This is a genomic window from Pseudescherichia sp. (assembly GCF_031987975.1).
Taxonomy (GTDB): Bacteria; Pseudomonadota; Gammaproteobacteria; order Enterobacterales; family Enterobacteriaceae; genus Pseudescherichia.
This window is the reverse complement of the sequence record NZ_DALZYX010000001.1, coordinates 63043-76739: the sequence shown is the minus strand read 5'-3', so window position 1 is coordinate 76739 and position 13697 is coordinate 63043. Positions and strand designations below refer to the sequence as shown.

Sequence of the window (13697 nt, the reverse complement as noted above, 5' to 3'; positions counted from 1 at the left end):
ATTTTGCGGATGGATAAGACGAAACATGGCGCAGCATCCTACCCGCAATTGATTAACGACGCAAAAGATACCCAGCGAAAAAATGAGCGCTGTCGCGTGAATATGTGTGGTCGGAGGAGAAGTCTTGTCGATACGATTCAGCGCTACAGGATCAACGGTGCCAGAGTGCACGCAGGATGGCCGCGACTTAGCCACTTTTTAGCTAATTAAATGTAAATTAATTGTTTCACAGACGTTTCCTGACCTTTTACTAATAGGGGCATATTTCCTCATCTGAGCGTACGCATGTCATATCGAATTAGTCTGCTGGATAAAAGCCCCATCGCCGATGGCGAAACGGCAACGGAGGCGCTGGCTCGTACCCTGCAGCTGGCGCAGCTGGCCGAAGAGTGGGGCTATCATCGTTTCTGGATCGCTGAACATCACAACACTTCCCAGTTGGCCAGCCCGTCACCGGAACTGGTTATCGCGTGGATTATCGGCCAGACCCGACGTATCCGCGTCGGCTCCGGCGGCGTTATGCTGCAACACTACAGCCCCTACAAGGTAGCGGAAAATTTTAACCTTCTCGCCACGCTGGCACCGGGACGTATCGATCTCGGGGTAGGCAAAGCGCCTGGCGGCCTACCGCTCTCCACTCGCGCACTCCAGCAGGGGTTGGATCCGGAGCGAGCGGGCACCTTTGCCGACAAGCTGGCCCAGCTCGACAATTGGCTTTCTCTCTCGGTTAACGATCGGCAGCAGGAGAGCCTGCTGGCAACGCCGGTGCCGTCGCACCGCGCCGACGGTTTTCTGCTGGGGGCGAGCGTAGAGAGTGCGCGTCTGGCTGCCTCCCTTGACTGGAACTTTGTCTTTGCTGCCCACCTGAATGGCGACAAAGCCCTGCTGCGCGACGTGCTCACGGCCTGGCAGGCCCATAGCCAGCGCAGCACAATAGTGGCGGTACAGGCGATTGTGGCCGACAGCGAGGCTGAAGCGCAGACGCTGGCTCAGGAGGTTGAGCTGTGGGGCGTGGAGCTGGAGAACGGTCAGCGCGTCACGGTAGCCAGCCAGGAGCAGGCCCAGGCGTTTGCCCGTCAGGCAGGCAGCCCGGCGAAGCAGATTGTGCGCCGGGACTCTTCGGCGCTGGTGGGCACGGCGCAGACGGTGCTGGCCGGGCTGAACGCGCTGCACCATGCGTGGGGTATTGACGAATTTATTATCGACACACCGATTACCGGAGGCGCGGCGCGGATCAACTCCCTGCGCCTGCTGGCAGAGGCGTGGTCGCAGGAGAAGCCTGTTGCGGAGGAGGCAGAATGCATTTTGCACAACAGCTAATTGAGTGGCGACGCGAGCTGCATCAGTATCCGGAGCTGTCGCTTCAGGAGTTTGAAACTACCCGGCGGATCCGCCAGTGGCTGGAACATGCCGGGCTGCGGCTGCTGCCTTACGATCTGCCCACTGGGGTGGTCGTGGAGATCGGTTCTGGCGAAAAAGTGATAGCCCTGCGCGGGGACATCGATGCGCTGCCTATCGACGAGGCCAGCGGCGTGCCGTTTAGCTCGAAAAACGCCGGGGCCATGCACGCCTGCGGTCATGACGTGCACACCACCGTGATGCTTGGCGCGGCGCTGCTGCTCAAGGAGAACGAACGTCGGCTGGCGGGCAGGGTACGCATTCTGTTCCAGCCCGCAGAAGAGAACTTTGGCGGTGCGAAACGGCTGATTAGCGCCGGTGTACTGGATGGTGTCAGCGCCATCTTCGGCATGCATAACGAACCCGGCCTGCCGGTGGGCGTCTTTGCCACTCGCGGTGGCCCGTTCTATGCCAACGTCGATCGCTTTGTCATTCGTGTTAAGGGCAAGGGGGCGCATGCCGCCCGCCCGCATGAAGGCAACGACGCGATTCTGCTGGCAAGCCAGCTGGTTAACGCCCTGCAGAGCGTCGCCAGCCGCAACGTTAACACCCTCGACTCGGTGGTACTCAGCGTCACGCGAATTGCTGGCGGAAATACCTGGAACGTGCTGCCGGAGACGGTGGAGCTGGAAGGCACCCTGCGCACCCACGACATTGAGGTTCAGCAGCAGGTCAAGTCCCGCGTAAATGAGATAGCCGCCGGGCTGGGCCAGGCGTTTGGCGCGGAGATCGCCGTCAGCTGGTACGACGGCCCGACGGCACTGGTTAACGACGAGCGCTGGGCCACCTTTGCGCACGACGTTGCCGACCGGTATGGCTATGAGACCCAACACGCCGGGCTGCATATGGGCGGGGAGGATTTTGCCGTCTACCTGCAACATATTCCCGGTGCCTTTGTCAGCATCGGCAGCGCCAGCGAATTTGGCCTGCATCACCCGGCGTTTAACCCTGACGAAGCATCGATTGAAGGCGCGGCGCGCTACTTTGCGCTGCTGGCTGAAGAAGCGTTACTGCAACCCTAAAAGGATGATTTATGGCGACTGAAAAACAGGCGACGACACGACAGTTAAGGCTGGGCACGATTTTGCAGGGCGCATCGGGAAATATGTCTGCCTGGCGTCATCCAGCAGCCGTGGCCGATGCCAGCATCAACTTTGAGTTTGTGAAGGAGACCGCCCGCAAGGCCGAGCAGGGGAAGCTGGACTTCCTGTTTGTGGCCGACGGGTTGTACATCAATGAGAAATCAATTCCGCATTTCTTAAACCGTTTTGAGCCGCTAACGGTGCTCTCAGCGCTGGCCAGCCTGACCACCCATCTAGGACTGGTGGGGACGCTCTCTACCTCCTACAGCGAACCCTTTACCGTCGCACGCCAGTTTGCCAGCCTCGATCATCTGAGCAATGGCCGGGCAGGGTGGAACGTCGTAACCTCACCTCTGGAAGGCTCGGCCAAGAACTTCTCCCGGGATAAGCACCCCGAGCACGCGCTGCGCTACCGCATCGCCGACGAGTATCTGGAGGTGGTGAAAGGGCTATGGGACTCCTGGGAAGAGGACGCCTTTGTGCGTAACAAAGAGAGCGGACAGTTTTTTGAGCCGCACAAGCTTCACACCCTCAACCACAGCGGGGAGTTTTTCCAGGTGGCCGGGCCGCTCAATATTGGCCGCACGCCGCAGCATCGTCCCATTATTTTCCAGGCCGGAGCCTCAGAAGATGGTAAGAAGCTCGCCGCCCGTCATGCCGACGCCATCTTTACCCACCACGACACCCTGGAGGAGGCCAAAGCCTTCTATCGTGACGTGAAGCAGCAGCTGGAAGCCAACCATCGCCAGTCTGAGGATCTCAAGATATTCCAGGGCGTGAGCATTATTGTTGGTGATAACGACGCCGACGTCGAGGCGCAGTACCAGACCACTGCCGCGCTGGTGTCGATCAACGATGCTCTGAACTACCTTGGCCGCTACTTTGAGCACCATGATTTTAGCCAGTATCCCCTCGACGAGCCTTTCCCGGACATCGGTAATTTAGGGCAGAACAGCTTTCGCAGCACCACCGATGAGATTAAGCGTAATGCCCGTGAGCGGAATCTGACTCTGCGACAGGTGGCGCTGGAGAGTGCCTCGCCGCGTCCGCGTTTTGCCGGCACGCCGGAGCAGGTAGCCGACGGTCTTCAAAGCTGGTTTGAGGCGCGGGCTGCCGACGGATTTATTATCCAGGGCGGTACGCCGGAAAGCTTTGCCCACGTGGTGGATCGCGTGGTGCCGATCCTTCAGACGCGAGGATTATTCCGCACCGACTATCCCGGCACCACGCTGCGCGAAACGCTGGGTTTATCCATACCTGATAATCAATTTATAAAATAATAATTTAATAAGGGAATACGCTATGCAGAGATCAACGCTACTCTTGGCCATTTCGCTCGCCTTTGCCCCGCTGGCGTGGGCTGACAGCGTCAACATTAACGGCACTGGCGTTAGCCTTGAAGCTAACAAAGCGCCCATCAATACCGCCAAAAATGCCCAGGCAGTGGCGGAGCTGCCTCAGGGCTACCGCTTCGCCCAGCCGGGCAAGTTTACCGTGGCGGTGGCAGCATTAAATTCACCCCCGCTGACGGTCTTCTCCGATGACAACAAGACGCTGCTGGGTAGCGAGGTGGATATTGCCCGGCTGGTGGCTGACAGCCTCGGCCTGGAGCTGAACGTGGTGCCTACCTCATGGGAGGACTGGCCGCTGGGGGTCTCGTCCGGCAAGTATGACGCCGCCATCAGCAATATTACCGTTACCAAAGAGCGTAAAGAGAAGTTCGACTTTGCCACCTACCGCAAAGATTCACTGGGCTTCTACGTGAAGTCCACCAGCCCGATCAAATCCATTGAGAAAGCCGAAGATATCGCTGGGCTGCGGATCATCGTGGGATCGGGAACCAACCAGGAGGCGATCCTGCTGGCCTGGGACAAGGCTAACCAGCAGAATGGGCTTAAGCCGTTTACGCCGGTCTATACCAAGGATGATGCCGCCCAGACGCTGGCGATCCAGTCCGGCCGCGCCGATGCCTTTTTCGGACCGAACGTGATTGGCGCATGGAAGGCGGCGCTGACGAACAAAACGAAGCTGGTGGGAAGCGTTGACGGCGGCTGGCCGAAGGCGGCACACATTGCGGTAACGCTGAAAAAAGGCAGCGGGCTGGTAGAGCCGGTACAAACTGCGCTTAACGGCGTGATTAAAAACGGCGACTACGACAAAGTGCTGGCCCGCTGGGGCGAGGGGGTGGAGCGTATATCCACCTCGGAGATCAATCCGGCTGGCCTGGGCGACTAAGGAGAGAGCCATGCGCGAACGTTTTCGTGATCTCCCCATGGATGCCCCCGAGCTGCAACCTATCATCGAGGGGCTGTTTGGCGAATACGCCGCCCGCTACGGAGACTACTTCTCCAAAGATGCAGAGGTGGAGCTGAACGAGTGGTATCTGCCGCCGCAGGGGCTATTTCTGGTACTTGAGCGCGACGGGGAGATCATCGCTACCGGGGCCTACAAGCCGTTCGATGAGCAGACGGCGGAGATCAAGCGTATCTGGACCCAGCGCAACCTGCGCCAACAGGGGCTGGCCGGACGCATGATGCAGGCCCTGGAGCAGCGGGCATCCCTCGCTGGCTATCGGCGGATCTTTCTTACCACAGGCTTTCGCCAGCCGGAGGCGGTAAAACTCTACCTGAGCCTGGGGTATGAGGCCCACTTCGATCTCCACCGCAACCCCGAGGAGTATAGCCTGCCGCCGTATGACGGACGGTTGCGCTTTACCAAAACGTTGGACGTTGCCCTGCGTCACTCTGCCTGAGGATAAAAGATGACCACACCTGAAACCATTAAAGTGATCCCCGCCCGCTATCCGCTGCGCACCGTGGGCGCGTTCGTGGCGCTGTTCGTACTGGCGGGGGTGGTCCAGTCCGTTGCCTTTAACCCGCGCTGGGAGTGGCACGTGTTTGCCCGCTGGTTCTTCGATCCGGCGATCCTCTATGGCGTCGGCCAGACGCTGCTGCTGACCCTGCTGGGAACGGTGCTCAGCGTGATTATCGGTGGTCTGCTGGCGTTGGCTCGCCTCTCGTCCTCCTGGCTGCTGAGCAGCCTTGCCTGGGGCTACATCTGGCTATTTCGCTCCCTGCCGCTGATTGTCGTGCTGATTATTCTCTATAACTTCTCCTATCTCTACGACACGCTGACCATCGGCATTCCCTTTACCGCCATTAGCTGGGGCCAGTTCGAGACCATCAACGTGCTGGGGCAGTTCTCAACGGCGGTGGTGGGGCTAACGCTGGTTCAGAGCGCCTATACCGCGGAGATTATTCGCGGCGGGTTCCTCGGCGTCGATCACGGTCAGTACGAGGCCGCTGCTGCCCTTGGCTTACCGGCGTGGCGGCGCACCCTGCGCATCATTTTGCCGCAGGCGCTGCGCACCATTCTGCCGTCGGGCTTTAACGAGATCATCAGCCTCGCCAAGGGAACGGCGATGGTTTACGTGCTGGCGATGCCGGAGCTGTTCTACACCATCCAGATGATCTACAACCGTACCCAGGAGGTGATCCCCCTCCTGATGGTCGGCGCGGTATGGTATCTGGCGATCACCAGCGTGCTGTCGATTATTCAACATCTCGTAGAGCGCGCTCTGGCCCGCAGCGAGCGCCGTTCGGCTATCAACGCCGCGCCGCGCGCCTCCCGTGTGGCCTCTCCAGCAACCCACGTTAACGCTCAGGAGCCTGTTCATGCCCAACTCTCATAATGGCCATATCTCTATTACCGGCGTCAGCAAATACTTTGGTCGCCATAAGGCGCTGGACGGCGTCTCGCTGGAGCTGCCACCCGGTTCGGTAACGGTGATCCTTGGTCCCTCCGGCTCGGGAAAATCGACGCTGCTGCGGGCTATTAATCATCTTGAACGGGTGGATGAGGGCTTTATCCAGATCGACGGGGATTACATCGGCTACCGCCGGGAAGGTGACAGGCTCTACGAGTTGAAAGAGAAAGAGATCCTGCGCCAGCGCATCAACGTTGGCTACGTCTTTCAGAACTTCAATCTCTTTCCGCATCTGACGGTGCTGGAAAATCTCATTGAAGCGCCCATCGCCCATAAGCAGCTCAGCCGCAAAGCCGCCGTCGAGCGGGCCTACGCGCTGCTGGACGTAGTCGGTCTGCGCAACAAGGCCGACGCCTGGTCGCGCCATCTCTCCGGGGGGCAGCAGCAGCGGATCGCCATCGCCCGGGCGTTGGCGCTGCGTCCACGGGTTATGCTGTTTGATGAGCCGACCTCGGCACTCGATCCCGAGCTGGTGGGCGAGGTGCTGGACGTGATTAAGACCCTGGCTCGCTCCGGAACCACGCTGGTGGTGGTCACTCATGAGATTGGCTTTGCCCGGGAAGTAGCAGACAAGGTGGTGTTTATGGTGGACGGGAAGATTGTCGAGCAGGGCAGCAGTGAGGCGGTATTGAACCGTCCGCAGCATCCTCGTACCCAGCAGTTCTTATCGAAAGTGCTTTAAGGAGCCAGTATGAAACAGAGGCAATTGGCGTTATTGCTGATTGCCCTGTGGATTAAGATATCTACATGATGAATAATGGTAGAAATGCTTTTTGAAAAGGTTAATCGTACGTGAAAGTGATAACGTTCAGATCCCCAACTAACCAAGAATTTCAGGCATTTGTTGACTACTTTATTCCGGATTATGCTGCCGAGATTGTCAGCAACTATCGACTCTCTGAAGAAGATGCTCTTGCGCAGGCGCGTCGCGATCTGGAAGCCAGCTTCCCTGATGGCGAGAAGAGTGCGGGGCAGGTACTCCTCTGCATTATTCTGAGTGAGCCTGAGAAAGAACACCACATCGGCTATCTCTGGTACAAGCCAGATCCGCACCTGCACTCCGTTTACATCAATGACTTCTACCTTTTCCCTTTGTTCCGCGGGCAAGGTTATGGCAGCGAAGCGATGAAGCAGCTTGAGCTGCGACTGATGGAAGGGGGCTGTAAGCAGATTAAACTGCGGGTGGCTGCTGGAAATCCGCAGGCCAGACGGGTTTATGAGAATAACGGTTTTAACGTAACCGGCATCAATATGAATAAAGTGCTGGGTTAACGGCCCAGCCAGACGCTAAATAAACGAGGAATGTGCTATGCCGCATATTGATATTAAATGTTTTCCCCGCGACCTGACCGACGAGCAGAAAACTGCCCTGGCGGACGATATCACCGCCGCGATTGTTCGCCATCTTAACAGCAAAGAGAGTTCGGTGAGCGTAGCCCTGAGCCAGGTTCAACCTGAAGACTGGAAGGCGCAGGTTTGGGATACGGAGATCGCCCCCCAGGTGGACGAGCTGATCAAAAAGCCGGGCTACAGCATGTAGTTTGCTCTCCCTGCTCATAAAGGCAGGGAGCATATTAGCTACTTATCGTTAACGCTCATCTGCTTGCCGCTGGTGACAAAGGTTCCGCCGCCCAGGTGGTGCAGGGTATTCAGTTGGCCATCATCAAACTGCCAGCGACCATTGAAAAATGCCCGCTCGTCGGCAGCAGCAGCAACCACCTCGCCAAACAGGGTATCGTACTTCTCCTGCGCGGCGGTGGCCGGCAGCAGGCGGCACTCCATCCACGCCAGACAGCGCTCCTCTACTACCGGCAGGCCTAACACCGGGCCAGAGATGACCGGAATACCGTAGCAATTAAATTTATCCTCATCGCGCCCGGTGACGCTCCCCACGGCGTAGGTCCAGTTCTTAGCGGCAACGCCGGGAACCACGATGCCAAACATGCCGCTGCGCTCAATCAACTCCCGCGACCAGGCGCTCTTGTCGATCACGATGGCAATGCGCGGTGGGGAGAACTCTACCGGCATTGACCACGCGGCCGCCATAATATTACGGCGATCGATCTGTTCATCCCGGCTGGTTATCAGGACGGTGGGACCGTGGTTAAGCAGGCGGCTGGCGTGCTCCAGGGCGACGGGGCGGAAATAGCTCATGGTGGCTCCTTGTGGTGATCTTCCTGCATTAAAAGCTGCACAGCCCATTAAATCAAGCCGCAACATTAGCGTCATCGCGTCGTAACAAAGCCTGCCTATAGTCGCCAGCAACCAAATCCCAAAGAGGATAATAATATGTTTGCTCTCCTGTCTTTTGTACAGGTGAGTGCGTCCCGTCATTATCTGGCGACGGGATGTTGTCGGCTTCCTGAAGCAGGAGGGCGATAATGCACGCACTTACCCGTATCCGTCTCGAAGGTGTTTCGTACGCCTTTGCCACCCATACCGTTCTTCATCAGATCGATCTACATATCGAACCCGGCACTATTGTGGCGCTGCTTGGACCGTCCGGCTGCGGTAAGAGCACGCTGCTGCGCCTGCTTGCTGGTTTGACGCTCCCCGCTGATGGTGAGATCTGGTTTGGCGAACGTTTAGTGGCAAGGGCAGGGTGGGCGCTGCCGCCTGAAGCGCGAGACATTGGCATGGTCTTTCAGGATTACGCGCTCTGGCCGCATATGTCTGTGGCGCAGAACGTGGCTTTTCCGCTCAAAATGCGCAACCTGCCGCACAGCAAACGTGAAGTTCGCGTTGCCGAGGCGCTGGCGCGGGTGGGGCTGTCTGATTTTGCCGATCGCAAACCTTCCGGTCTCTCCGGCGGACAGCAACAGAGGGTGGCTCTGGCACGGGCCATTGTCGCGCAGCCTCGGGTGCTGCTGTTTGATGAACCACTCTCCAATCTCGATAGCGAGCTTCGCGAATCATTGTGCCTGGAGATGTCGCGGATCCTGCGTCAGTCGGGTACGACGGCGGTCTACGTGACCCACGATCGTCGAGAGGCCGAGCTAATTGCCGATCGTATTGTGCACCTTTCAGCGGGTCGCGTGGCTGCATGTGATTCAGCTACGCCTAAATTAGTTACAACATACAAAGGAGCTTTATCATGAGACTGGTGACGTCTGTAATTAAAGGAGTTGCATTAACTATGACATTGTCTGCAATAAGCGTATCCAGTGCACAGGCGCTGACCGTCTATACCGCAGGGCCGGGATCGCTGGCAAAAGGGCTGGCAGCAGGCTATGAAAAGAAAACCGGCGTTAAGGTCAACATCTTCCAGGCGACAACAGGGAAGGTGATGGCGCGTCTGGAAGCCGAACAGGCCAACCCGCAGGCAGACATCCTCATCTCCGCCTCCTGGGATACCGCAGAAGACTTGCATAATCGAGGCTGGCTGCTGCCTTATCAAAGCGCGAACGCAGAAAAGGTGCCAGCTAATCTTAAAACTGATGACTATGTTGCTCAGGGCATTTCAGCCCTGGGCATCGTCTGGAACAGCAAGAGCGGCACGCCTGAACCAAAAGAGTGGCGGGATCTCACCTCTGCCGACTTCAAAGATAAAGTCACCACGCCCGACCCGGCACTTTCCGGCGCATCGCTCGATCTGCTGATCGGTCTGCAAAACGGTATGAATGACGAGGCATGGAAGCTGTTTGAACAGCTGAAGCAGAACGGCATGGTAGTCAGCGGACCAAATGCGCAGGCGGTAACGCCGGTGATGCAGGGGGCAAAAGCCGCCGTGTTTGGTGCAGTAGACTATGTCTCCTACGGCAATATTGCCCAGGGTGAATCTTTGAAGGTGATCTTCCCGGCCAGCGGAACGGTTATCGCGCCGCGTCCGATGATGATCCTGAAAACCACCCAGCACGCCGACGATGCAAAAGCCTTCGTTGACTACGTGCTCTCACCTGAAGGACAGGCGCTGGTAGCCGATGCCTGGCTGATGCCGGCCCGTACCGACGTTGCCGCCAAGCGCCCGCTGCTTAACGAGCTGAAAATTCTGCCGACCACCAACGACGGCAACAGCGAGCGCAGCGACGTGCTGAAACGCTTTAATACGCTTTTCGCGCAGTAATCACCCGGCGGGGGCAACCCCGCTTTCAGGATAGCCGTTGTGAAACAGAAATTTATTACGCTCACTACCGTGACGCTGCTGGCGATCCTCGTCGCGCTGCCGTTGCTGTTTATTATTCTGCAGGCCATCTTCCCGCAGTTTAGCGCTGGCTCGCTGAGCGGGGCGTTTAGCGGCATCGCGCCGCAAATGCAGGATCCACAGCTGCCTGCCATGCTGGGCGGTACGCTATGGATCGCCGCGGGCGTCGCGCTGCTCAGCGCCGTCATCGGTCTGCCGCTTGGCGTGCTGCGCGGGCTGTTTAATCTACCGGCTCCGAGACTATGGGACCTGATCTTTTTGATCCCCTTTTTGACGCCGCCTTACATTGCCGCGCTCTCCTGGATGCTGGTTCTCCAAACCAATGGCTATCTGGATCAGCTGACGGGTATCAATCTTAACGATCTGCTCTTTAGCCGCAGCGGCATCATGCTGGTCATGACGCTGAATATCTTTCCGGTGGTCTACTTTGCCGTCTCGCGCAGCCTGCTCGCCAGCGGGCAAAGACTAGCGCTGGTTGCCCGGGTGCATGGTGCCACGGCCTGGCGGGCGTTCTGGCATATTACGCTGCCGATGGTCGCGCCCGCGCTGGCGGCAGGTATGCTGCTGGCCTTTACGCTGGCCATTGAGGAGTACGGTGTGCCGGCGGCGCTGGGTTCACGTTCAGGCGTCATGATGATGACGGTAGGCATCGAGAAGAAGCTCGCCGACTGGCCGATCGATCTGCCCGGTGCGTCTCTGCTCTCAATGGTGCTTATTATTATTGCCCTGGCGGGATGGTGGTTCCAGCGTCGGCTGGTGGGGGATAAAGAGGTGACCAGCGTAACCGGAAAGCCAACAGAAAATCAGGGAGCTACGCTGGGCATCGCTGTTGTGCCGGTGGTCATGCTGATGGCTCTAACCGGTTTTCTGGCGGTAGGGATGCCGGGTTTGTCGATGGCGATCAGTGGCGTGATGTCTACGCTTTCGGGCGGGCTGGCCTGGAGTAACCTGACGCCCCAGCACTACCAGGCGCTCTTCTCCCAGCAGGGAGATGCCCTGTCGGCGCTGGGCACCAGCCTGTCGCTGGCGCTGGGCGCATCGCTCATTACCGGGCTGCTCGGATTGCTGATCGCGTGGCTGGTTGTGGTCAGGCAGATTAAAGGCCGCAACGTACTGGATGCGCTGTCGTTATTGCCAGCGGCGCTACCGGGTATTGTGGTCGGCGTTGGGTTAATTCTGCTGTGGAACCGCACCTTCTGGCCTGTCTCACCTTACAATACCTGGGCGATCCTGTTGCTCTCCTACTGCTGCCTGTTGATGCCCTGGCCGGTACGCTATATCACCAGCGCGCTGCGCCAGCTGGGAGGGAATCTTGAGCCTGCAGCGCGCGTCCACGGCGCAAGCGCGCTACAGGCGCTGCGTTTTATAGTGATGCCGCTGGTCTTTCCGGCCATGCTGGCGGCAATGCTGATGGTATTTGCTATCGCCTCTCGCGAGCTGGTGACGTCCCTGCTGCTCTCACCAGCAGGGACACAAACCGTGGCAGTGTTTATCTGGCGGCAGTTTGAGCAGGGATCGGTCGGGCAGGGAATGGCCATGGCAACCTTAACTCTTCTGGCCGGGCTTATTTTAATGCTTACCGCACTGGCGATAATGCAGCGCAAAGAGCGTGGTTGAGAGTTATTTACGCCGGGGGCGTTTGAATTTTAACCGATCGAAATGGGAGATATTGCGCAGGCGTAATTTGCTGTCTACGTTTATTCCGGTAATAATTTTCTCTCGATATGTAGAGAGGTCAGTAACTTTAAAATGAAGGCATATCGATGCACAGCGCAACAACTGAAGATGATGTAAATACCTACTTCGACCAGGGCATTCAGGCTTTTGAAGCCGAACGCGTGCTTATCAAGAAGCTCGCGCAAAACTTAAAAAGTAACCGGATTGAAGTAAATAATAAGAATCTGATTCTGGCTCTCATCAGGATGCTTGAAACAGAAGACGACGTCGTCAAACTTGATGTTTACCGCAACGCTCTGGAGCTGATCGTCCAGAAAACACCGGACGATTTGTAACCATAATAACCACGCCCTGTTCCGATTAATAAGGGGCAGGGCGCTGGTCTATGCTGGCTTCATAATACGCGCCCGCAGATAAGCCACGCAGGCATCCAGAACCCGTTTTTGCTGCGGTTCTTTGACCATAATGCGTCGGGCGCGAAGCACCATCATTAGGTTGTCTGCATTTACAGGGAGGCGCGAGTTCATTAGCCATGCTGCGGCCTCGCCAACTACCTCTTGGATATTCTCAAGTCGTACCTGGTCATCTTCGTTCAATTTCACTCTCAATGCTAAAGGGGGTTATCTTCCAGGCTTATTAGCCAAGATCAAATTCACAGAGAGCATTTTAGGGAACATGCTGAAGGCAAGTCTGATTAGAAGGGCGAAGCTACATACGGCAAAGAACCTGTCAATCGTAAGGATTGAACAGGCCGGAATGATTAGTGCTTATAGTCTGTTTTAACGAGATAGGATGCAGGATCACGTCTTGTTAACTTCAGCGAGCGGGAAGAGCTTTCCGCTTCGTCAGGCTGCGCTCTGAAATGATGTACCCCGTTGATCGCGGTACGAAAAGCTTCACGTCGCCCATAGTCGGTTTCATCATGCAGGTTATCCTGCAGTTGACCAATAAGGGCATCAAAAGAGACATTGTCATCAGCTTCAAGAAGCGTCATGACCGCTTCGCCCATAACCTTATCAACCAGCCTGTCTTTATCATTTTTGCTCATTGAGCCTCTCAATATTTATTACGACGGACCGCTCGTCTAAAACCATTATGCCTGCGAATGATGAGGATAGATATGCATTCAGGATATTTATTCATCATTGCGGCAACTGGGTAACAGCAGACCGATTAGCTCCCCTAAATGAGCTTCAACGATCGGATCGTCTGTTTTGCTCAACCTGGCTACCAGCTTGAGGCAGACTGTACGCCGGGTGATGCATTCACCGGCACGTAGAATCTCAATCACTATGCCGCCTAATGTCTCTTCACGGGAAGGAACACCGCTTACGGTCTCTGGCGCACTAGCACTTAGCGCTTTTTCACGTATTACATTTACATCTGTTTCACACATGTCTGCGTTTCCGTCCGGGTTAAGATCGTCGCCTCGCTGAGGGTTACTCATCAGTAACAGTCAGTTAACTCTTAATTATTTTGTAGCCTAATAATACCGATAAGAAACGGCAAAAGAAAATAGTCGCAATATTTTTTTAACCACACCTTAACTGCGACTTTTTTTAACTCATTAATTACTAATGAATATATTCTTATGTTTTTTGTACATAAACCTTCCTTAAGTACAGCTGCACTT

13 protein-coding genes and 1 pseudogene are annotated in these 13697 nt (G+C 56.6%); 12 read left to right on the top strand and 2 right to left on the bottom strand.

Annotated features, from left to right (window positions below):
* The first annotated feature begins 285 nt into the window (after positions 1-285).
* The 8 genes and pseudogenes from RTN40_RS00345 (at position 286) to pptA (ending at position 7786) form a co-directional block, all read left to right on the top strand.
* A complete protein-coding gene (locus tag RTN40_RS00345; protein ID WP_312226692.1) occupies positions 286-1320 on the top strand; it encodes an LLM class flavin-dependent oxidoreductase in 1035 nt (344 codons plus the stop codon).
* On the top strand, positions 1299-2420 hold the full coding sequence (locus tag RTN40_RS00340; RefSeq protein WP_312226691.1) for an amidohydrolase: 1122 nt from the start codon (positions 1299-1301) through the stop codon (positions 2418-2420). The genes RTN40_RS00345 and RTN40_RS00340 overlap by 22 nt, the downstream gene beginning before the upstream one ends.
* Positions 2421-2431: 11 nt before the next feature.
* A pseudogene (locus RTN40_RS00335) lies at positions 2432-4715 on the top strand (NtaA/DmoA family FMN-dependent monooxygenase).
* A 10-nt stretch (positions 4716-4725) separates the two neighbouring features.
* Entirely contained in the window at positions 4726-5232 is a 507-nt protein-coding gene (locus RTN40_RS00330) for a GNAT family N-acetyltransferase (protein WP_312226690.1), read from the top strand.
* Between the two features lie 9 nt (positions 5233-5241).
* On the top strand, positions 5242-6171 hold the full coding sequence (locus RTN40_RS00325) for an amino acid ABC transporter permease (protein WP_312226689.1): 930 nt from the start codon (positions 5242-5244) through the stop codon (positions 6169-6171).
* Positions 6155-6928 (top strand): amino acid ABC transporter ATP-binding protein, encoded by a 774-nt coding sequence (locus RTN40_RS00320; RefSeq protein WP_312226688.1) that lies wholly within the window; start codon positions 6155-6157, stop codon positions 6926-6928. Before RTN40_RS00325 ends, RTN40_RS00320 begins: the two co-directional genes overlap by 17 nt.
* Positions 6929-7038: 110 nt before the next feature.
* Entirely contained in the window at positions 7039-7518 is a 480-nt protein-coding gene (locus RTN40_RS00315) for a GNAT family N-acetyltransferase (protein ID WP_312226687.1), read from the top strand.
* Positions 7519-7555: 37 nt separating this feature from the next.
* Positions 7556-7786, top strand: a complete 231-nt coding sequence (gene pptA, locus RTN40_RS00310; RefSeq protein WP_312226686.1) for a tautomerase PptA — start codon at positions 7556-7558, stop codon at positions 7784-7786.
* A 38-nt stretch (positions 7787-7824) separates the two neighbouring features.
* On the opposite strand, the gene RTN40_RS00305 is transcribed toward pptA, so the two are convergent.
* A complete protein-coding gene (locus tag RTN40_RS00305; RefSeq protein WP_312226685.1) occupies positions 7825-8400 on the bottom strand; it encodes a flavin reductase family protein in 576 nt (191 codons plus the stop codon).
* Between the two features lie 227 nt (positions 8401-8627).
* Between RTN40_RS00305 and RTN40_RS00300 the strand changes: the two genes are divergently transcribed.
* The 4 genes from RTN40_RS00300 to RTN40_RS00285 all read left to right on the top strand — a co-directional run bounded on the left by RTN40_RS00300 (position 8628) and on the right by RTN40_RS00285 (position 12399).
* A complete protein-coding gene (locus RTN40_RS00300; RefSeq protein WP_312226684.1) occupies positions 8628-9344 on the top strand; it encodes an ABC transporter ATP-binding protein in 717 nt (238 codons plus the stop codon).
* Positions 9341-10309, top strand: a complete 969-nt coding sequence (locus RTN40_RS00295; RefSeq protein ID WP_312226683.1) for an ABC transporter substrate-binding protein — start codon at positions 9341-9343, stop codon at positions 10307-10309. Before RTN40_RS00300 ends, RTN40_RS00295 begins: the two co-directional genes overlap by 4 nt.
* A 39-nt stretch (positions 10310-10348) precedes the next feature.
* Complete coding sequence (locus tag RTN40_RS00290; protein ID WP_312226682.1) at positions 10349-12004, top strand: iron ABC transporter permease; 1656 nt, start codon at positions 10349-10351, stop codon at positions 12002-12004.
* A 146-nt stretch (positions 12005-12150) separates the two neighbouring features.
* The gene (locus RTN40_RS00285; protein WP_312226681.1) at positions 12151-12399 is read left to right on the top strand and encodes a biofilm development regulator YmgB/AriR family protein; all 249 of its coding nucleotides are present in this window, start codon (positions 12151-12153) and stop codon (positions 12397-12399) included.
* Between the two features lie 425 nt (positions 12400-12824).
* Here RTN40_RS00285 and RTN40_RS00280 read toward each other — a convergent pair whose 3' ends face one another.
* Positions 12825-13112, bottom strand: a complete 288-nt coding sequence (locus tag RTN40_RS00280; RefSeq protein WP_312226680.1) for a hypothetical protein — start codon at positions 13110-13112, stop codon at positions 12825-12827.
* Positions 13113-13697 lie beyond the last annotated feature (585 nt).